This is a genomic window from Terriglobia bacterium, from assembly GCA_020073185.1.
Classification (GTDB): domain Bacteria; phylum Acidobacteriota; class Terriglobia; order Terriglobales; family Acidobacteriaceae; genus JAIQGF01.
In genome coordinates this window covers 21,385-40,937 of record JAIQFT010000023.1, presented here as the reverse complement: position 1 = coordinate 40,937, position 19,553 = coordinate 21,385, and the positions used below count along the sequence as shown (strand labels likewise).

The following is a 19,553-nucleotide window of genomic DNA, read 5'->3' as shown; positions in this document are numbered from 1 at the left end:
GCGGACGCATGTTTGGACTGGGTGGAAACAAAACGATCGTCGGGCTCGACATAGGATCCAGTTGCATCAAGGCGGTCGAGCTGAAGCGGTCCCGTGGCGGGATCGAAGTGGCTCATCTCGGAGTCGAGCCGCTGGCCTCCGATGTGGTGGTGGATTCCATGATCATGGACTCTCCCGCCGTGGCCAGCGCCATTACCAAGCTGTTTAGCGAGAACGCTATCAAGGTAAAAGCGGTGGCAACCAGCGTCAGCGGGCACTCGGTCATCGTGAAGCCGATCTCGATTCCCACCCGCTCGGAAGCGGAACTGGACAACGACATCAAGACCGAGGCGGCCCAGCACATCCCCTTTGACATCGACGTAGTCAACATTGACTACCAGTTGCTGTCGGAGGACCTCAGCGGGCCGCAGATGGACATCATCCTGGTGGCGGTGAAGAAGGACAAGATCCTCAACTACACCAACGTGCTGAACATGGCGGGCAAGACGCCCGCGGTGGTGGACATAGACGCCTTCGCGCTGCAGAACTGCTACGAATACAACTACGAGCCGGCGCCCAACACCACCGTCGCCTTGTTGAACATCGGCGCCAGCGTGATGAATATCAATATCGTGAAGGGCAGCAAGCCGCTGTTCACGCGCGATGTCAGCGTCGGCGGGCACCAATACACCGACTCGCTGCAGAAGGAACTCGACCTCAGCTTCGACGACGCGGAATCCCTGAAGCTGGGGCAGAAGGTCGGCACGGTCAGCGAAGACGCCAAGGCCCCCATCCTCCAGCAGGTGACCGAGATCATCGTGCTGGAAATCCAGAAGACCTTTGATTTCTTCCGCGCCACAGCCGCCGGCGAGCACATCGAGCGCATTTACCTGGCCGGCGGTTCTTCCAAGGTGACGGGACTGATGGAGGCGCTGCGCCAGGAGTTCTCGCTCCCGGTGGAGGTCCTCAATCCGTTCGCCCGGATCAGTTATGCGGAGGGCACGCCCGCCGCGGAATTGATTGGCCAGAATGCGGGACAACTCGCGGTTGCCGTGGGATTGGCCCTGAGGAGCTTCGACGACCTATGATCCGCATAAACCTGCTGGGTGTGTCCAAATCGAAGAAGGGCAAGCGCAGTCCAGTCGCCGCTGCCGCCGGAGTAGGTGGCGGCGGACCCAACATCCTAGTGGTGTTGCTGGTGGTCGCGGCCCTGGCCGCGGGTGGAAATTATATCTACTACTCGATGCTGCAGCGCGACGCGGCCAAGCTCAAGGTACAGATGGAAGAGGCGAGGCGCGAGAACCAGCGCCTGGCCGAGATCAAGTCCAAGTACCTGGAGTTGGAGAAACAGAAGGATCTGTACGAGCGGCGCGTCAGCGTCATCCACCAGTTGCAGGCCAACCAGGCTGGGCCGGCCACGCTGCTAACCACGATCGCCGACACCGTCAACAAGAGCGATGCCGTCTGGCTCAACACCATGAAAGAGGACGGCAACAACATCAACTTGGACGGCGTGGCGCTGAGCGTGGATGCGGTGGCTGGCTTGATGCGCAACCTCAAGGCGACGGGTTATTTCAAGAGCGTCGAGATCAAAGAGTCCTACCAGGATGACGTGGCTAAGAACCTGACCGCATTTGTCTTCACCCTGGTTTGCGAAAAGCAACCTCAACAGAAGAGTTAGGGCGGCAGATATGGCGAAATTTTCGGAGTTATCGGCGAAGGTGCAATTGCTGATCCTGGTGATTGTGGCCGTGGCCCTGAGCGGAGCGGCGTATTGGTTCGTGTACAAAGAGATAGACACGTCCAACCGCGCCCTCCGGGCGCAGGTCAAGGCGAAGCAGGATGAGAACGCGGCCCTCCGTCCCTATGCCGACAAAAAGGCCGACATGGAGCGGAAGATCGTTACCCTGAAGGATCAACTGGAACAGATGAAGCGCATCGTGCCCGACGAGAAGGAAGCGCCTCAATTCATGGAGATGATGCAGGCGGAGGCGCGCAAGGCCGGCATCGAAATCCGGCGCTATACGTCCAAGCCGACGGCCCAGCGCGAGTTCTTCAGCGAGGTTCCCTTCGACCTGGAACTGGATGGCCCGTACTACTCGATGCTGCATTTTTTTGAGAATGTGGCGCACCTGGATCGCATCGTCAACGTCTCCGGCCTCAGGATGGCGTCGCTGCGCAAGCCCGGCGAGTCAGGGGTCAAGAAGCAATACCAGTATGCGCCGGGCGAGACCGTGGCCGTGACGTGTGCGACGACGACTTTCTTCAGCCGTGAAATCGCGCCGGGGGCTCCCGCAGCCGCTCCGGCCAAAAGAAGGTAGAGGAAGCCATGAAGGCTAGGACGATTGCTCTGTTGTGGATGCTGGCGGCCGGGGTCATGGCAGCGCAGACGCCACCGCCGAGTCAGAAGGTTGTGCCTGATTCGAGGCCGAGGGTCGTCAGGCCGGTGGCGAAGCAGGCGAGTCGGGCGGCGGCGCCCGCCCAGCCGGCAGCAGGGGTCGGCATGCAGTCCAAGCCAGCGGCACCGCGGTCCAAGCCAGCAGCGGGGCAGTCCAAGCCAGCGGCGGCGGCGAAGAAAGCGGCAGCCAAGCCGCGGAAGACGGCGGGCACGGTGGTGAAGAAGGCAGAGGTACGCGCCAGCAGCGACAAAGCCCCGGCCAAGCGCGATCCTTTCCTCAGTCCCATCCGCGAATCGGGCGCGGTGGGGCCCGCCTGCACGACCGGCAAGAAGTGCCTGGCAATTAGCACGATTGTGCTGCGGGGCATCGTCAAGTCGCAGAGCGGGATGATCGCGGTGGTCGAGAGCTCCACCCGGAAAATCAGCTACTTCCTGCGCGAAAACGACCCGGTGTTCAACGGCTACGTGGTCAAGATCACCCCTGACACCATCGTATTCCGCGAGAACGTGATGGACAGGTTGGGAAAACAGAGCACGCGCGACGTCATGATGAAGGTGGTCGCACCGGCCGTTTAGTCGCAGGAGAAGAGTTTTCTGAGTTTTCTGAACGCGCAGGGGCAGTACCTCGGTTGGGCCGAACCCTTGGGAGCAGTAACCGCCATGGTTCCACGCCGCGGCACGATGCGGCAGAGGCGAAGGGCGGGGGCTAAGCTGGAAGCGGCGTAAGGCGCCGCTACACGCTCCAGGCATCGCCTGCGCGTGGGGAGAATCGCAATGAGGCTGAAGCAACTGCTGGGTATTCTCTTTCTGCTGCTCATTCTGAGCGCGATGGCGGCCGGCGCCGGATCGCAACTGACCGCCATCAGCGTGACCGGTCAGGGGCAGGCGTCCACCGTCATCCTGCACGCGAGCGGTGCCTTCACACACACCGAGTATCGTCCGGTAGACCAGACGCTGCTGGTCGACTTGGCGGGCGTGGCGCCGGGCACGCTCAAGGACACGGCCAAGGCGGTGAACCTGCCGGGCGTGGTTTCCTATCGCGTGCTTGGGTACACCGGCAACAGCGGCGCCGAAGTGACGCGCGTCGAGATTACGTTGAGCCCTGGCGCGGTGGTCAACGTGTCCGAGATAGCCCGCGGTGTGCAGCTGCGAGTAACGGGAGCGGCCAGCGCTGCGGCGGAGGCGTCCGAGCTGCCGAAGTTCGTGCCCGCCGCCGCGAAGACATCCGCAGCGGCCAAGCCCGCGGCCCATGCGGCCGCTCACCCAGTGCTGGTGCGCAAGATCTCGGTGGTGCGCGGGAAAACCGGCATGGAGGTGGAGATTTCCGCCAGCGCTCCGCTTACGCCCAAGCTGATGAAGCTGACCGCCCCCGACCGCCTGGTGGTGGACCTGCTCAACGCGATTCCCGCCGGACATCCGGGCACCATAATGGTCAACGGCGCCGAGGTCAAGTCCGTGCGCATGGGTCGCTTCCAGCAGGATCCTCCGGTGACCCGCGTGGTGGTGGACCTGATCGCGCCGCGCGACTGCGAAATCGTGCCTGCGGGCAACAGGTTGGTGCTGAAACTGCGCGCGCAACAATCCGCGGTAGCGGATCCGGCTTCGCAACCGGCTGCCGCCGCAGCGGCACCGCCGCCCGCTGCGGAAGCGCCCAAGCCGGTGACCGAGGCAATGATCGTTCCGGCCGCGATGAAGACGATGGTTGAGCCTGTGAAGCCGCAGGTAGCAGCGGACGTAGTCATGGTCGAACCGAAATTCACAACCAAACCGGCGGAAGCCGAGCTTGATCCCAAAGCGGTCGCGCAAGCGGCTGCTCAGGTGGTCGCCAAGAACGCGCCTGACCCGCATAGCGATGCCGCCTTGCTGCCTGCGCCCAGCGCCGCGCTCGGCGCGCCCGCCACCAACCTGGCCGCGCAACAGCAGCAGCAGATGCAGCGTGCCGCACAAGCGCCCGCCCAACCCGGGCAGCGCTACACCGGCGAGCCCATCTCGGTGAATCTGAAGGACGTGGACCTGAAGGATTTCTTCCGCCTGATTCACGAGATCAGCGGTCTCAACATCGTTCTGGATCCCAACGTGCGCGGCAGCCTGACCCTGGTGCTCGATGACGTACCCTGGGACCAGGCACTCGACATCGTGCTGCAGAACAACGGCCTCGACCGCCGGCTGGAAGGCAACGTGCTCCGCATTGCGACGCGCGAAACCTTCACCAAAGAAGCCGAGTCGCGCCGCGCGCAAGCGGAAGCCTTGGCCCTGGCCGTGGACAAGGTCCAGGTCACGCACTTCCTCAGCTACGCGCAGGCGACCGCCATTATGCCGATCGTGAAGAAATTCCTTTCCCAACGCGGCGACGTGATCGCCGACCCGCGCACCAACGCGCTCATCATCACCGATATTCCCAGCACCATCCCTGAGATCCAGCGCATCATGTCGCAACTGGACCGCAAGACGCAGGAAGTGGAAATCGAAGCCCGGGTGGTTTCCGCAACCCGCAACTTTGCGCGTGACATTGGCGTGCAGCTCGGTTTTGGCTGGGGCAACTCGCCGACGGCAGTCGGCGGCGCCGGCGCGGTCGGAACCAGCCCGCTACTGGTCACTCTGCCCGGCGGGCAGATACCAAACTACTTCGCTACCGCCGGCGCAATCCCGCTGTTCTCGAACCTGCCAGCCGTGGGGCCGACTTCCGGCATCAGCTTCTCGAATGCGACGGCGAACTACCGGGTGGATGCGATCCTCACCATGGCCGAAAGCCGCGGCCTGTTGAAGATCCTCTCCCGGCCTCGCGTGGTGACCCAGAACAACATTGGCGCCACCATGAAACAGGGCGTCAAGATCCCGGTGGTGACCGCAGCGCAGTTGGGCGGCCCGCCTACCACGACCTATGTGGACGCCGAGCTGCGCCTGCAGGTGACGCCGCAGATTACCGTGGAGAACACCATCTTCCTCAACGTGGACGTGGAAAACACCACGCCAGACTTCAGCCGTCAGGTCCAGGGCAACCCGACCCTGCTGACGCAGCAGGCGACAACCCAGGTGCTGGTCACCGACGGCGGCACGGTGGTCATCGGCGGGGTCATCCAGACGTCGAACTCGGTCTCGGTGTTCCAGGTTCCGCTGCTGGGCGACATTCCGATCCTCGGTAACCTGTTCAAGCGCCGCAGCGTCTCCACGCAGACTCAGGAACTGATCTTCTTCATCACTCCCAAGATCGTGCAGACATAAACCGGCAACCAATCACCCAACCAAGAGCCCCCGGCATGAGCCGGGGGCTTGTTCTTGCAGTGGCCAGAAGGGATTTACGAATTGGAGAATTTACGAATTGACGAATTCCTGGGCGACACGACAAATTCGTCAATTCTTCAATTCGACAATTCGTAAATCTGCTGAACACACTGGCCACTGACCACTGACCACTCTGCTAATCTTCCGTGCATGGACCACGCCCGCCGCCAGGCCGCCATCGAAGCGCACCTGGAGAAGCTTCGTCTCGATGCGCTGCTAGTCACGCATCTCCCCAATATCCGCTACCTGTGCGGTTTTACGGGCAGTTCTGGAGCCTTGCTGATTCATGGCGGCCGATCGCTGTTTTTCACCGACGGCCGCTACACCGCGCAGGCCGGCGCAGAGGTCTCGCGCGCCCGCGTTGTCACCGTGAAAGGATCGCCGCAGCTCGCTGCCGCTCAGTCCGCGCAACGCCACCGCCTCCGCGTGCTTGGCATTGAAGGCCATCACATGACGGTGAGCGCGCGAACCATGCTGCATCGCGCGCTGGGGCCGAAGACGCGTCTGCGCGATTCCGGACCACTGGTCGAGAAACTTCGCATGGTCAAGGATAGCGATGAGATCGCGCTCATCCGCGAAGCCGTCAACCTGGGAGCGAGCTTGCTCGATACCGCAGTGCGGGCGATTCGTCCGGGCGTGCAGGAAATGGAAGTCGCCGCCGAGTTGGAATATGCCGCGCGGCGCGCGGGCGTCGAGGCAATGTCGTTTGAAACCATCGTGGCGGCGGGCCCGCGCTCGGCAATGCCGCACGGTGTCGCGTCTTCGGCCGCCATCCCCGCGCATGGATTCGTCGTCCTCGACTTCGGTGTTATACTCCACGGTTACTGTTCGGATATGACGCGCACTGTGCACGTGGGGAAAGTTTCCGCGGCCGAGCGCCGCATGTATCAGGCAGTGCGGGAGGCCCAGCAGGCAGGAATGGATGCCGTGCGCGCCGGAGTCGCGTGCGGCGAGGTGGATCGCGCCGCGCGCAACGTACTTCGCCGCGCCGGGTTGGCGCGGTACTTCATGCACTCCACCGGTCACGGCGTCGGCCTGGAAATTCACGAAGCGCCGCGTTTTGCCCGCGGTGTGGCGGAGACTCTGCACGCCGGCATGGTGGTGACGATTGAACCCGGCGTCTACCTCCCCGCCCGAGCCGGCGTTCGCATCGAGGACATGATGGTGATTACCCAAAGCGGCGGCGACGTTCTCACCCCGGCCCCGAAGGAGTTGATCGAGCTGTGAAAACTCAAAAGGCCGATCCCCTATGAATCAGAAAGAGCTCAAGGAGCTGATCGAATTCCTCATTGAGAAGGACATCGCCGAGTTCGAACTCGAGCGCGGCGACGTCAAGGTGCGCATCAAGCGTGCCCACGCCGACGCGAACCCGGGCACCGAAACGCGCTACGTGCTGGCCGCGCCCGCGCAACCCGCGCCCGCAGCGGTTCCGCCGGCGCCGGTAGCGCCGCCGCAAGCCGTCCCGGCATCGCCCGCCACCGCACCTGCGTCGCCGGCTGCGGAGCAGGCGGAGGAGGCCGGGGTGCACACGATCCGCTCGCCCATCGTCGGCACCTTGTACGAGGCGCCGTCGCCGGGCGCGCCGCCCTTCGTCAAGGTTGGCGACACCGTCAGCGTCGGCCAGGTGCTGTGCATCATCGAGGCCATGAAGCTGATGAACGAGATCGAATCCGACTATGCTGGCGAGATCGTGAAGCGGTACGTCAACAACGCACAACCGGTCGAGTACGGGCAGCCGCTGTTCGCCATCCGTCCAAAATGAAGTCTCTCGGTCTATCAGTTGTTCAGTTACTGTGTTCCTCAGTATTGACATCCTAGGAGACCCAACGGACAAACTGACAGACTGAGGAACTGATCGACCGATTGAGCGACAGAGTGATCGACCAAAATAACTGAAACTGAAACCGAAACTTTGTTCAACAGAATTCTCATCGCCAATCGCGGGGAAATCGCCCTCCGCGTCATCTGCGCCTGCAAGGAACTGGGCATCCGCACGGTTGCCATCTACAGCGATGCGGACCGGAACTCGCTGCATGTACGCTTCGCCGACGAGGCCATCTGCATCGGGCCGCCGCGGCTTAGCTTGAGCTATCTCAACATCCCCGCCGTAATCAGCGCCGCCGAGATCGCCAACGTGGACGCCATCCACCCCGGCTACGGACTGCTCAGCGAGAATGCCAACTTCGCTGAAGTATGCGAGACCTGCGGCATCAAGTTCATCGGCCCGCCGCCGGAGATCACGCGCCTGATGGGCGAGAAAGAGAAAGCGCGCGAGGCCATGAAGCAGGCGGGCGTGCCCATCCTGCCCGGCTCGGACGGCGTGGTGCAGTCGGCGGGCGAGGCCGCCGAGTGGGCGCGGCAGGTCGGGTTCCCGGTCATCGTGAAAGCCTCGGCCGGCGGCGGCGGGCGCGGCATGAGGGTCCTCCGCAGCGAGGCCGAACTGCCCAACCTGTTTCACGCCGCCCAGTCCGAGGCGGCGGCGGCGTTCGGCAATGGCGACCTCTACCTGGAGAAATTTATCGAGCATCCGCGCCACATCGAGTTTCAAATCCTGGCCGACAGCTTCGGCAACGTGGTCTCGCTCGGCGAGCGCGAGTGCTCCATCCAACGCCGTCACCAGAAACTGCTGGAGGAAGCGCCTTCGGTGGCGGTCACGCCCGAACTGCGCGCTCGCATGGGCAAATTGCTGGCCGAGGTATTGAACAAAATCGGGTACGTCAACGCCGGCACGGTCGAGTTCCTCATGGATGAAGATGGCAGCCTGCACTTCATCGAGATGAACACGCGCATCCAGGTCGAGCACGCCGTCACCGAGATGGTCACCGACGTGGATCTGGTCAAGAGCCAGATACGGATCGCCATGGGGGAAAAGCTGGAGACGGTGCTGCAGGGGCCGATCACCACTCGCGGACACGCTATCGAGTGCCGCATCAATGCCGAGCACCCGGAGAAGTTCACACCGTCGGCGGGGAAGATCACCACCTTCCACCCGCCGGGCGGCACCGGGGTGCGGGTCGACACCGCCGCCTACGCCGAGGCTGTCATTCCGCCCTACTACGATTCCCTCATCGCGAAATTGGTGGTGCGGGGCCGGGACCGCGAGGAAGCGATCTCGCGCATGACCCGCGCGCTGGAGATGTTCATTGTCGAGGGCATCTACACCAGCATCCCGCTGCACCGGCGCATCGTTGCCGATGCCGACTTTCGCGCCGGACGCACCGACAACCGGTTCATGGAACGCTTGCTGGCCGCGAGCAAGGCCGCCGATTAAAGCAGTGTAGAACTTCTAACGAGTTAGTCTCCTCCATGGCCATCGACCATCGACCACCGACCATCGACCATCGATTACAGGCCATCGAACTTCCCCGCTTCTACCCGATCCTCGACTTCTCCTGCTTCCCGGACGATCGCGCTCTTATTCAATTTGCCGAAGACCTGCTCGCCGCCGGCGTTATCTTGCTGCAATACCGCAACAAGCACGGCAGCTCCCGCCAGATGCTTTCTGATGCCCGCGAGTTGCGGCGCCTGGCCGGCCCGAGCGCGCGGCTGATCATGAACGACCGCGCCGACCTCTGCCTGGCCGCCGATTGCGACGGCGTGCACGTTGGCCAGGACGATCTCCCGCCCGCCGCCGTTCGCGGGATCGTCGGAAACCGGCTCTGGGTAGGCGTTTCCACGCATCGCCCCGAACAGCTCCGCGAGGCCGATCGGAGCGATGCCGACTACCTTGCCATCGGTCCAGTGTTTGCCACCACCAGCAAGGCGAATCCCGGTCCGGTCGTCGGGCTCGATGGCGTGCGCGCCGCCCGGTCTCTGACGCAGAAGCCGCTGGTAGCGATTGGTGGGATCACGCGGGCAAACGCGCGGTCGGTGATTGAGGCGGGCGCCGATTCGGTTGCGGTCATCTCCGATCTGCTCCGCGACCCGCGCCGCGCGGTGGAAGAATTCTTTGCCGTTCTAGGCTGACGACCCACACAATCCCGACACCATGCCTGAGGGGCTAGCACGTCCGATTCGGGCGTAACTTGTGATAGGCGCGCTGGTGACATCAGTTACCTCGTTACCGAACGTTGGTTGAAGTAAACTCTGCAACGTGGTCGGCTGTCGCAAAACCCACAGTTATCCCCACATGCCCCGCCTATGGCGGAAGTGGAAATTAGCGATCGAAGATGTACAAGCTACCACCGAAAACAACAGGATGTATCGTTCCAACCTACCTTCATGCCGGTAGCATTGCTCAGCATTCTCGTGTCGCTGTTGCCTCGCCGCTATCGCGGCTACGAGCTTGGCGACGGCAATCTCGACGTGCGGCGGGGCGCCATCTTCTCTTCGTCCCTGCAGTTTGTCCTGTGCTGTGCGGCACTGTGGGCGCGCTATCCGGCGTTCCTGCGCGCGCGCCTCGCCGAGGCCGCCGCTGTTACCGGCGCCACGGCCGGTAGCGACAGGGTCGTGGCCGGCCTCACCGATTTTTCCGCCGGCGCATTCGCCGTTTTTCAGTACATGTTCTCGCCCATCACGCTCCTGATCCTCTACTTTGCGCTCGAAGGCGCGGTGCGCATCTTCGCTGTCGTGGCGAGCGATGAAGTGCTGCCAACACTCCCCCTGCAACTGGTCGCGTGGGCGCTCGAGGTCGGCAAGGTCGAGTACCAAGAACATGAACTCGGCCCGCGCCTCGCCGACGTGGTGGAACCGGGCTTGCCGGGGAAGTACGATCTTAAGGTCCTGTCCTGCCGTCCCAAGGAGTGGAACCACCTGGTCACCATCCGATTCAACGACCAGATGTATGAAGTGCAGAGCGAGCAGACGGGCTTGCCTCCGTGGCGCTTCGTCTATCTGCTTCGGCTCAAGCCCGAGTCCAAGATTGTTCGCAGTCTGCAGGATTACGATCCCGAGGAGCCGCGGTACCAGCCGGGCTGGGCCGAAGTGCACGAAAGCCCGCGAAATTAGCCGCTTCTGTGGCCTTCCTTACCAATTGCAGCCGCCGCCGAATCGGTGTAGATTCTTGCCCAGTTTCTCACCCCCCAAGGAGCTTCGTGAGCACCCAGACCGGCAGCCAAGGCCGCACCGCCGCCGCCAGCCAGGATCAGGAACTCGTCAAGGGACTCGGCCTCACCAGCGCCACCACCCTGGTCATGGGCTCGATGATCGGCTCGGGAATCTTCATTGTCTCCGCCGACATCGCCCGCCTGGTGGATTCGCCTGCGCTGCTGATCGCCGCCTGGCTCGTCACCGGAGTCATGACCGTGATCGGCGCGCTCTGCTACGGCGAGCTGGCGGCGATGATGCCCAAGGCCGGCGGGCAATACGTCTTTTTACGCGAATCCCTCGGGCCTTTGTGGGGATTTCTGTACGGCTGGACGTTTTTTCTGGTCATCCAGTGCGGCACGATTGCCGCCGTGGGCGTGGCGTTCGGCAAGTTTCTAGGCGTCTTCTTTCCGTCGGTATCGTCGAGCCACTGGATCCTGCATTTCTGGAAGGCGCCGCCGATTCGTCTCGGTCCCATGGTGCTGGGCAACATGGACGTTGGCCTCAACACGGCGAATCTGGCCGGTATCGTGATCATCGTCGTGCTCTCCATTGTGAACGTGTTCGGGGTGCGCACCGGAGCGATGGTGCAGAACATCTTCACCTTTGCCAAGGCGGCGGCGCTGATCGGATTGGTCTTCGTCGGGATCCTGATCGGGCGCACGCACCTCGCCGAGATAGCTAACTTCGGAGCTGCCTTCTGGCGTAACGCAAACTGGAGCTCCCGTTTTCCGGTGGAAGTGGGCGTTGGTGGCCCGATTGCAATGGTCGGCATGCTGACCATTCTGGCGGTCGCGCAGGTGGGTTCGCTGTTTTCCGCCGACGCGTGGAACAACGTCACCTTCACCGCTGCCGAAGTGAAAAACCCCAGCCGCAACCTGCCGCTGTCGCTGGCGATGGGCACCGGCTTCGTGATCCTGCTCTACGTGGCCGCGAATTTCGCGTACCTCTCCGTGCTGCCGCTGCACGGCGACCCGCACGGCGCTACGGTCTTCGCCCGCGGCATCCAGTATGCCGCCGAAGACCGGGTCGCGACGGCGATGATGCAGGCCGTCTACTACCAGTTCGGCGCCGGGCTGATGGCGGCGGCGATCCTGGTCTCGACCTTTGGCTGCAACAACGGCCTGATCCTGGCGGGCGCGCGCGTCTATTACGCCATGGCCAAGGACGGGTTGTTCTTTCGCAGCGTGGCGCGCCTTCATCCTACCTACAAGACGCCGGTGGTTTCGCTGATGGTGCAGATGGTGTGGTGCTCGATCCTGTGTCTCTCCGGAACGTACGGCCAGTTGCTCGACTACATCATCTTTGCCGTGCTGGTGTTTTACATCCTCACCATCCTTGGGCTGTTCGTGTTGCGGGTGAAGCAGCCGAACGCGACGCGGCCGTACCGCGCCCTCGGCTATCCGGTATTGCCCGCCATTTACATCCTGATGGCGCTCTTTATTGATATAGTGCTGCTGCGTTACAAGCCCCAGTACACTTGGCCAGGTCTGATGATCGTTCTGGTGGGGATTCCGGTGTATTACCTGTGGCGCCGGTCTGCGGAGCACGCCGCCGTGAACGGCTGAAACAGAGGTCGAAGGAGATCTACAAACGGCATGTCTGATTTGCTGGCAACAAAACCACTCGACATGATTCTGACCGAGGCGGGGGAAACGGGCGAGCACGCGCTGAAGCGCGCCCTCGGCCCGGTGAACCTGATCACTCTCGGCATTGGCGCCATCATCGGCGCGGGAATTTTTGTGCTCACCGGCGCCGCCGCTGCGCAGTACGCCGGCCCGGCGATTGTCCTGTCATTCATTCTGGCGGGAATTGCGTGCGCCTTTGCCGGCTTGTGCTACTCGGAATTTGCCTCGCTGATTCCGATCGCCGGCTCCGCCTACACCTATGGCTACGCCACCCTGGGCGAGATCTTTGCCTGGATCATCGGCTGGGACCTGATCCTGGAATACGCCTTCGGCGCAGCCACCGTGGCGTCCGGCTGGAGCGGCTACGTCAACAGCCTGCTGCAGGACTGGGGCATCCACCTTCCCCCGTCGCTGACCGCTACTCCCGGTACAGAAATGGTGCTCTACCACGGCCGCTGGGAACGACTGGCGACCATCCAGCCGGCACTGGAGAAGGCGGGTGTAGCCTCCGGCTCCTTGCCACATATCACCGGGAGCTTCAACCTGGTGGCGTTCGTCGCCATCTGCCTGGTGACTGTAATTCTGGTGATTGGCATCCAGGAATCGGCGAACTTCAACTCGGCGGTCGTGATCATTAAGGTTTCGATCGTGCTCGTGTTCATCGGCATCGCGGCTGCGTTCGTGACGAAGAACCCGTCGCTCGCTACCACGAATTGGCATCCGTTTATTCCGCCCAATACAGGCAAATTCGGACAATACGGCTGGTCGGGGGTGGCGCGCGGCGCTGCCGTGATTTTCTTCGCCTACATCGGATTTGACGCGGTTTCAACCGCCGCCCAGGAGGCGAAGCAACCGAAGCGCGATATGCCCATCGGCATTCTCGGCTCGCTGGTCATCTGCACTATCCTCTACATCCTGGTTTCCGGCCTGCTGACAGGCGTGGTTTCCTACAAGGCACTCAACGTTCCGGATCCGGTTGCGGTTGGCATCGACGCCACCGGCGTGCGCTGGGGCTCGCTGCTGGTGAAGCTGGGCGCCATCGCCGGACTCGGCTCAGTGATGCTGGTGATGTTGCTCGGCCAATCGCGCGTGTTCTTCTCCATGTCGCGTGACGGTCTGCTGCCCGAATGGGCGGGCCGCGTTCACCCACGCTTTCGCACGCCTTACATTTCGTCGATCACGGTAGGAATTTTCGTGGCGATCTTCGCCTCGCTGATCCCGATCGGGATTCTCGGCGAACTGGTCTCCATCGGCACTCTGCTCGCCTTCGTCATCGTCTGCGCCGGCGTGTGGCTGATGCGACGCAGGCGGCCCGAGATCCATCGGCCATTCAAGACGCCTTGGGTGCCGTTCACGCCTATCATGGGGATCGTCGTTTCCGGCCTGATGATGGTCAGTCTGCCCGGGGACACTTGGCTCCGGCTGGTGATCTGGCTGGTGATCGGCATGGCCGTGTACTTCTTCTACGGTCGCCATCACAGCCGCGTGCAGTTGGCGAGGCGCGAACCTGTCAGCAAACCGCCGACGGTAATGGCCGACTGAGTTTCTCCCTCCACTGCTTGCAACCAGCCCCTCGCGATCGCGAGGGGCTCGTTGTTTGCCGGAATCACAGCCCGGGCGCCGCTTTTTGTTTTACACTCAGCAGCCGCCTGCCGTCCGGAGCCAAGAGCCTGGAGCCTGTTCTTGAAAGCGATTCGCAATCTGCAGTTGGTCGCGCTAGCGCTGCTGGTGCTGTTCCTGCTGGGCACGATTGGCTTCCACCTCATCGAGGGCTGGCCGTGGTTCGACAGTTTCTACATGGTGTTGATCACGGTCACTACCATCGGCTACAGCGAAGTCCATCCCCTGTCGCATGCCGGCCAGATCTACAACGTCTTCGTGATCATCATCGGCGTCGGGCTGGTGTTCTTACTGATCGGGGTGGTGGCGCAGGCTTTGTTAGAATTCGAGCTTACGCAATTCTTCGGAAGGCGGCGCATGGAACGCGAGATCGACCGCCTCGACGGTCACTTCATTGTCTGTGGCGCAGGACGCGTTGGGCGCAGCACGGCGCGCGAGTTGGCGCACGAGCCGGTGCCGTTCGTCATCATTGAAAGTACCGCCGTCAAGATGGAGCGGCTACCGCCGGAGTGGCTGGTGATCAGGGGCGACGCCACCCAGGAGGCAGCGCTTCGCCAGGCGCATATCGAGCGCGCCCACGGGTTGGTGGCGGCCACCACCACCGACGCCACTAACATCTACATCGTGCTGACCGCACGCGGGCTCAACCCGAAGCTGAAGATCATCGCGCGCGCCAGCGAGGAAGACGCCGAGAAGCACCTGAAGACCGCGGGCGCCGACTCCGTGATCTCGCCGTACCACTTCGCCGGGCACAGGATCGCGCAGTCATTCCTGCGGCCGCATGTGCTCGATTTCATCGACTCGGCCACAGTAAGGCTTGGCGTGGACTTGGAGATCGCCGAGATCGAGGTGCGACTCGGCTCGCGCTACGTCGGCCAGACCTTCCGGTCGTCGAAGATGCGCCACGATACGGGCATCATCGTGCTAGCCATCAAACGCGCCGGCTCCATGCGCTTCAATCCCGCTCCCGACGAGCGCATCGAGGCGGGCGATACGCTGATCGCCATGGGCGAAGCGGCGGGATTGCGCAAATTGGAAGAAGCAGCGGGAATCAATGCTTAGCCGCAGATCAACGCAAATGAACGCAGAGGGATGAAGAATGAAGAAGTCAGAATGAAGAACCCAGAATCGATGATGTGCTTCATCCATTCTTAATTCTGACTTCTTAAATCTTGATTCCTAATTCTCAATTCCTAAGTGCGTCCTATGAAGGTCACCACTACCGAGGAAATGCGCCAGATTGACCGCCTCACCAGCGAGCGCCACGGCGTGCCGTCCCTTACGCTGATGGAGAACGCGGGAACGCACGTGGCGGAATACGTGTTGCGGCGCTACCAGCGCGCGGAGCGAATCTGCATCGTTTGCGGAAGAGGAAACAACGGCGGCGACGGATTCGTGGCGGCCCGCAAGCTGCACGAGGTTGGGAAAAAGGTGGACGTCCTTCTGCTGGGAAGTCCTGCGGAGGTGAAGGGCGACGCGGCGGCAATGCTTAAGAAACTGCCGGTTACGCCGGTCACGATCGCCAGCGAAGAAGAATTGATGAGCGGTGAACGCTCGCCCGCAAGTGCGCTGCGTGATGCCGATCTCATTCTGGATGCGATTCTCGGGACGGGCTTCAAGCCGCCGGTTTCCGGGCTGATCGCGAGCGCGATCAAGCTGATCAATTCACTCCCGGTTCCGGTGTTCGCGGTGGACATTCCTTCCGGCGCCGGCGCCGATGCGTTCGCTCCGGAGCCGCACCTGCGCTGCCGCGCCGACGCCATTGTCACCTTCACCGCGCCCCGTCCGGCACACGTCTTTGCCGATCTGACGCGCGGCGAAATCGTGGTCGGGCAGATTGGCTCTCCGCGGGAGGCGATCCAGTCCACGCTGAGCCTGGAGGTCATCGCGTGGAACGACATTGGATCCTGTTTTGCCCTGCGCGCGCCGGATGCGAACAAGGGCAGCTTCGGACACGTGCTGACCATCGGCGGCTCGTTGGGAAAATCCGGCGCGGCGGCCATGGCCGGCATGGCAGCTTTGCGCGCCGGAGCAGGGCTTTCCACGGTGGCGACGCCGCGGTCGGTGCTGCCCATGGTTGCCGGTTTCGCCGCCGAATTGATGACCGAGCCTTTGCCGGAAACCGAGGCGGGATCGATTTCACTCGCGGCGGTGGATTACGGACGCCTCGATTCGATGGTGGAAGGCAAAACCGTTCTCGCCCTGGGACCGGGAATTTCGCGGCAGGCGGACACCGTGCAGTTCATCCGCGCCATCGTGGACAAATACCCGCAGCCGCTGGTGCTTGACGCCGACGGGCTGAACGCGTTCGAGGGCCGAGCGGAGAAGTTGGAGGGGAGCAAGCGGCCGCTGGTGCTGACGCCCCATCCCGGCGAAATGGCGCGCCTGACGGGGCTTTCCACCAAGCTGGTTCAGCGGGACCGCATCGGCGTGGCACGTTCCTTCGCGCGCGATCATCATTGCGTTGTGGTGCTCAAGGGACATCGCACCCTGATCGCCGAGCCGGATGGTCACGTATGGGTCAACATGACGGGCAATCCCGGCATGGCGACCGGAGGCACCGGCGACGTGCTCACCGGCTTGATCGCGGGCATGATCGCGCAGTTTCCGGATGACCTGGTACGCGCGGTGTGCGCGGCGGTGTGGCTGCACGGGTACGCGGGGGATCGCGCCGCCAGGGTATGGTCGGAGCAGTGGCTGACCGCGACCGACATCCTGAACACGGCCATCGTTGACGGCGTCACCAAAGACTGGCTGGAACGCGATCCCTTTGTCGCCATTCAGCATGGCGGCGGCCGGCAGGCGTAACTTACCAAGATTGGTAATTTGTAATTTGCGCTGACCACAAGACAGGTTTTTACTTTTCAAATTACCAATTACAAACTGCAAACTCTGCTGCCTCCCTGGTAATCCAGGAGACTACGGACAATGGCGACCGGCGAATTTACTACTCACTCCGCGGAAGAGACCATCCAGTTGGGGCACCAGCTTGCGCGCGAGTTGAAGCCGCCTCAACTGGTGGTGCTGCGCGGCGAACTGGGCACAGGAAAGACGACGCTGGTCAAGGGAATCGCCGAAGGTTTCCAGGCAGCGTCGCAGGACGACGTCACCAGCCCGACTTTCGCGCTGATCCGCGAATATCGCGGGCCGTCGGTCAACGTGTTTCATATTGACCTGTACCGCATCGACACCGATCGTGAACTGGAAACCCTGGGCATTGACGATCTGTATGGCAATTCCAACGTCCTGCTGATCGAGTGGGGCGAGAAGTTCGCGCGCTTCGAACGCGAGCGGCACGTCGAAATTCGATTCCGGCGCTTGGGTGAGAACGAGCGACGGATTCGGGTCAGCGGCTTGTAGCGCGCTGGATCAGGTTACCCCATCAGAAGCCCATGATGTTATACCCGCAGTCCACGTAGATCGTCTCTCCGGTCACGCCCGTGGACAGATCCGAAGCGAGAAACAGCGCTGCCCTGCCCACCTCTTCGGCTTCAACGTTGCGTTGCAACGGGGCGCGCTCGACGTGGCCTTTCAACATGTCGCCGAAGCCGGCAATGCCGCGCGCGGCCAGCGTCTTGATGGGCCCTGCGGAAATGGCATTCACGCGCACTTTCTGCTTGCCGAGATCGGCCGCGAGGTAGCGGACGGTGGCTTCCAGAGCGGCTTTTGCCACGCCCATGACGTTGTAGTTGGGCACGACTTTCTCCGCGCCGTAGTAGGTAAGGGTCATGATGCTGCCGCCGTCGGCCATCAGCGGGGCGGCGCCGCGGGCGAGCGCGATCAGCGAATATACGCTGACGTCGTGCGCAATGCGGAAGCCCTCGCGGGAAGTCTCGACGAAGGGCCGGCTGAGTTCGGCGGCGGGGGCAAAGGCGATGCTGTGCACCAGGACGTCGAGTTTCCCGTAGCGCTCCTTCAATTGCTCGAAGAGACGCGTGACCTCGGCGTCGTTGGATACGTCGCACTGAAAGCCCTCGGCGCCGAGGAGCGACTCGACCAAGTCCTTGGATTCAAGCGCAAGCCGCTCGTTCTGATAGGTGAGTGCCAGGCGCGCGCCGGCGCCATGCAATTGCTGCGCGATGGCCCAGGCGATGCTGCGCTTGTTGGCGACTCCGAAGACAACTGCGGTACGTCCTTCGAGCAGAGCTGTCATAGAACCGACGTTGGTCGATGGTCGATGGCCAATTGATCGGACTTGCGAACGACTAACGACCAACGGCGAACGACGGACAAGCGTGAAACTCAAGAGAATAACAGGTGAGAACGCCGATGGTCGATGGCGTTACTCGGCCACGGCGGCCACGGCTTCGGTTGCCCCGCTCGTCGCCGGTACCGGCCACACCGAGCCGATAAACGCCAGCACGTACACCATTCCCAGCAACGCGAACGCTGCGGTCAGCGACAGGCGGTGCGCGATGACTCCGGCTGATAAGGCAAGAATGATTTGCAGGGCGGTACCGGCGAAATAGAACGTGTTCTGCACGCGTCCCATGAAGTGCTTGGGAACCAGGTGCATCATGCTGCTGGAAATCGAAATGCCGCCCACGCCGCGCGCCGATCCCATGGTCATGTAAATGAGAACTGCAAGCGGCACGAAGCCCGAATAGGGGATCACGAAGATACCGGCGGCGAGCACCGCCATGGCGATCTGCAGCGCGCGCCGCGCTCCGATACCGCGCATCAGCGCGGGCACATACAGTGCGCTGAGGAATGCGCCCAGGCCCCATCCTCCATAGATCCATCCGAACCCGGTGGCGCCGGCGTGCAGGATGCGGTCGCTCAGCGGCGCCATCACCACCGTCGAGGACATCATCGCGCCCAGGTACAACGACCAGCTTGAGCCCAGGAGCAGCACGTCGCGTCGAGGGCGCAGATAGCGGATGCCCTCGCGCATCTCATGCAGGTAGCGCGCCAGCGCTCCCTCCGCACCTGGCTGCCCCCCGTCGGCCGGGCGCACCAGATGCCGACCCTTGCGAACCCCGAAGTAGCAAGCGAGCGAGACCAGGTAAGTACAGAAATCAATCAGCAGCACGCCGCCGAGGTGGATGTGGTTGTAGACGAAACCTACGACGGCGCCGGAGAGCAGGAATCCGCCCTGGATTCCGGCCATCAGGAAGGTGTTCGACTGGACGTATTGGCCGGCAGGCGTTAGTTCCTGGATCAAGGCATTGATGGTCGGCCAGAACATCCAGAAGCCGAGTTGGACGAACGTGTTCATGACGTACAGGTGCCAGACCTGCACCCGTCCCGTGAGCGCGAGAAAGGCGACGGTAAGGATGATGAGGGCGCGCGCCGCGTCGAGCAGCATCACCAGATGGCGGCGGTCTTCGCGATCGATGATCACGCCACTGAAGGGAAGCATCAGCATCGAGGGAATGGTCTGCAGCACGACCAGCATGCCGAGCGCGACCTCGGAATGCGTCGCCTGCAGAACAAACCACATCACCGCGGCGGAATTCATCCCGCTGCCCATCATGGAGATCACGTTGGCTGTGAAAACCAGCCGCAGCGGCCGGACTCTCAGGATGGAGCGCATGGGTGGTGAGACGTGCAGAGTAGCGCAGAATCAGGCGGTCGTCGACCGGGAGAGAACTCGGGAGTCAGGACTCGGGGTATTCCGA

The 19,553-nt window shown here is 62.5% G+C and carries 17 protein-coding genes; 15 read left to right on the top strand and 2 right to left on the bottom strand.

The window, feature by feature from the left end; genetic code table 11:
- The first annotated feature begins 8 nt into the window (after positions 1–8).
- The 15 genes from LAN64_10265 to tsaE all read left to right on the top strand — a co-directional run bounded on the left by LAN64_10265 (position 9) and on the right by tsaE (position 17,292).
- A complete protein-coding gene (locus LAN64_10265; protein MBZ5568219.1) occupies positions 9–1,067 on the top strand; it encodes a pilus assembly protein PilM in 1,059 nt (352 codons plus the stop codon).
- Positions 1,064–1,660: a PilN domain-containing protein gene (locus LAN64_10260; protein MBZ5568218.1), complete on the top strand. Its 597-nt coding sequence runs from the start codon at positions 1,064–1,066 to the stop codon at positions 1,658–1,660. The genes LAN64_10265 and LAN64_10260 overlap by 4 nt, the downstream gene beginning before the upstream one ends.
- Positions 1,661–1,670: 10 nt before the next feature.
- Positions 1,671–2,300, top strand: a complete 630-nt coding sequence (locus LAN64_10255; protein ID MBZ5568217.1) for a type 4a pilus biogenesis protein PilO — start codon at positions 1,671–1,673, stop codon at positions 2,298–2,300.
- 8 nt (positions 2,301–2,308) lie between these two features.
- Complete coding sequence (locus tag LAN64_10250; GenBank protein ID MBZ5568216.1) at positions 2,309–2,953, top strand: hypothetical protein; 645 nt, start codon at positions 2,309–2,311, stop codon at positions 2,951–2,953.
- Positions 2,954–3,151: 198 nt separating this feature from the next.
- Complete coding sequence (pilQ, locus tag LAN64_10245) at positions 3,152–5,599, top strand: type IV pilus secretin PilQ (protein ID MBZ5568215.1); 2,448 nt, start codon at positions 3,152–3,154, stop codon at positions 5,597–5,599.
- A gap of 210 nt (positions 5,600–5,809) precedes the next feature.
- Positions 5,810–6,886, top strand: a complete 1,077-nt coding sequence (locus LAN64_10240; protein MBZ5568214.1) for a Xaa-Pro peptidase family protein — start codon at positions 5,810–5,812, stop codon at positions 6,884–6,886.
- Between the two features lie 22 nt (positions 6,887–6,908).
- Positions 6,909–7,421, top strand: a complete 513-nt coding sequence (accB, locus tag LAN64_10235; protein ID MBZ5568213.1) for an acetyl-CoA carboxylase biotin carboxyl carrier protein — start codon at positions 6,909–6,911, stop codon at positions 7,419–7,421.
- Positions 7,422–7,571: 150 nt separating this feature from the next.
- Positions 7,572–8,930 (top strand): acetyl-CoA carboxylase biotin carboxylase subunit, encoded by a 1,359-nt coding sequence (gene accC, locus LAN64_10230; protein MBZ5568212.1) that lies wholly within the window; start codon positions 7,572–7,574, stop codon positions 8,928–8,930.
- A gap of 35 nt (positions 8,931–8,965) precedes the next feature.
- Positions 8,966–9,625 carry a thiamine phosphate synthase gene (thiE, locus tag LAN64_10225; GenBank protein MBZ5568211.1) on the top strand — a complete coding sequence of 220 codons (660 nt, stop codon included), beginning with the start codon at positions 8,966–8,968 and terminating at the stop codon, positions 9,623–9,625.
- A gap of 255 nt (positions 9,626–9,880) precedes the next feature.
- Complete coding sequence (locus tag LAN64_10220; protein ID MBZ5568210.1) at positions 9,881–10,606, top strand: hypothetical protein; 726 nt, start codon at positions 9,881–9,883, stop codon at positions 10,604–10,606.
- Between the two features lie 185 nt (positions 10,607–10,791).
- Complete coding sequence (locus tag LAN64_10215; GenBank protein ID MBZ5568209.1) at positions 10,792–12,252, top strand: amino acid permease; 1,461 nt, start codon at positions 10,792–10,794, stop codon at positions 12,250–12,252.
- A gap of 30 nt (positions 12,253–12,282) precedes the next feature.
- Positions 12,283–13,854 carry an amino acid permease gene (locus LAN64_10210; protein MBZ5568208.1) on the top strand — a complete coding sequence of 524 codons (1,572 nt, stop codon included), beginning with the start codon at positions 12,283–12,285 and terminating at the stop codon, positions 13,852–13,854.
- Positions 13,855–13,995: 141 nt separating this feature from the next.
- Positions 13,996–14,994, top strand: a complete 999-nt coding sequence (locus LAN64_10205) for a potassium channel protein (GenBank protein MBZ5568207.1) — start codon at positions 13,996–13,998, stop codon at positions 14,992–14,994.
- 144 nt (positions 14,995–15,138) lie between these two features.
- Entirely contained in the window at positions 15,139–16,740 is a 1,602-nt protein-coding gene (locus tag LAN64_10200) for an NAD(P)H-hydrate dehydratase (protein MBZ5568206.1), read from the top strand.
- Positions 16,741–16,860: 120 nt separating this feature from the next.
- The gene (gene tsaE / locus LAN64_10195) at positions 16,861–17,292 is read left to right on the top strand and encodes a tRNA (adenosine(37)-N6)-threonylcarbamoyltransferase complex ATPase subunit type 1 TsaE (protein MBZ5568205.1); all 432 of its coding nucleotides are present in this window, start codon (positions 16,861–16,863) and stop codon (positions 17,290–17,292) included.
- Between the two features lie 22 nt (positions 17,293–17,314).
- Here tsaE and LAN64_10190 read toward each other — a convergent pair whose 3' ends face one another.
- Positions 17,315–18,085, bottom strand: a complete 771-nt coding sequence (locus LAN64_10190; GenBank protein ID MBZ5568204.1) for an enoyl-ACP reductase — start codon at positions 18,083–18,085, stop codon at positions 17,315–17,317.
- Between the two features lie 129 nt (positions 18,086–18,214).
- Complete coding sequence (locus LAN64_10185) at positions 18,215–19,468, bottom strand: MFS transporter (protein ID MBZ5568203.1); 1,254 nt, start codon at positions 19,466–19,468, stop codon at positions 18,215–18,217.
- Between the last annotated feature and the right edge of the window lie 85 nt (positions 19,469–19,553).

Bases quoted from the DNA above. Each gene is read 5' to 3' on its own strand.
- LAN64_10250 (MBZ5568216.1), top strand. From the start codon at position 2,309: ATGAAGGCTAGGACGATTGCTCTGTTGTGGATGCTGGCGGCCGGGGTC.
- LAN64_10200 (MBZ5568206.1), top strand. From the start codon at position 15,139: ATGAAGGTCACCACTACCGAGGAAATGCGCCAGATTGACCGCCTCACC.
- LAN64_10260 (MBZ5568218.1), top strand. From the start codon at position 1,064: ATGATCCGCATAAACCTGCTGGGTGTGTCCAAATCGAAGAAGGGCAAG.
- LAN64_10215 (MBZ5568209.1), top strand. From the start codon at position 10,792: ATGGGCTCGATGATCGGCTCGGGAATCTTCATTGTCTCCGCCGACATC.
- LAN64_10185 (MBZ5568203.1), bottom strand. From the start codon at position 19,468: ATGCGCTCCATCCTGAGAGTCCGGCCGCTGCGGCTGGTTTTCACAGCC.
- LAN64_10190 (MBZ5568204.1), bottom strand. From the start codon at position 18,085: ATGACAGCTCTGCTCGAAGGACGTACCGCAGTTGTCTTCGGAGTCGCC.
- LAN64_10220 (MBZ5568210.1), top strand. From the start codon at position 9,881: ATGCCGGTAGCATTGCTCAGCATTCTCGTGTCGCTGTTGCCTCGCCGC.
- LAN64_10255 (MBZ5568217.1), top strand. From the start codon at position 1,671: ATGGCGAAATTTTCGGAGTTATCGGCGAAGGTGCAATTGCTGATCCTG.
- LAN64_10240 (MBZ5568214.1), top strand. From the start codon at position 5,810: ATGGACCACGCCCGCCGCCAGGCCGCCATCGAAGCGCACCTGGAGAAG.
- tsaE (MBZ5568205.1), top strand. From the start codon at position 16,861: ATGGCGACCGGCGAATTTACTACTCACTCCGCGGAAGAGACCATCCAG.
- pilQ (MBZ5568215.1), top strand. From the start codon at position 3,152: ATGAGGCTGAAGCAACTGCTGGGTATTCTCTTTCTGCTGCTCATTCTG.
- LAN64_10265 (MBZ5568219.1), top strand. From the start codon at position 9: ATGTTTGGACTGGGTGGAAACAAAACGATCGTCGGGCTCGACATAGGA.
- LAN64_10210 (MBZ5568208.1), top strand. From the start codon at position 12,283: ATGTCTGATTTGCTGGCAACAAAACCACTCGACATGATTCTGACCGAG.
- accB (MBZ5568213.1), top strand. From the start codon at position 6,909: ATGAATCAGAAAGAGCTCAAGGAGCTGATCGAATTCCTCATTGAGAAG.
- thiE (MBZ5568211.1), top strand. From the start codon at position 8,966: ATGGCCATCGACCATCGACCACCGACCATCGACCATCGATTACAGGCC.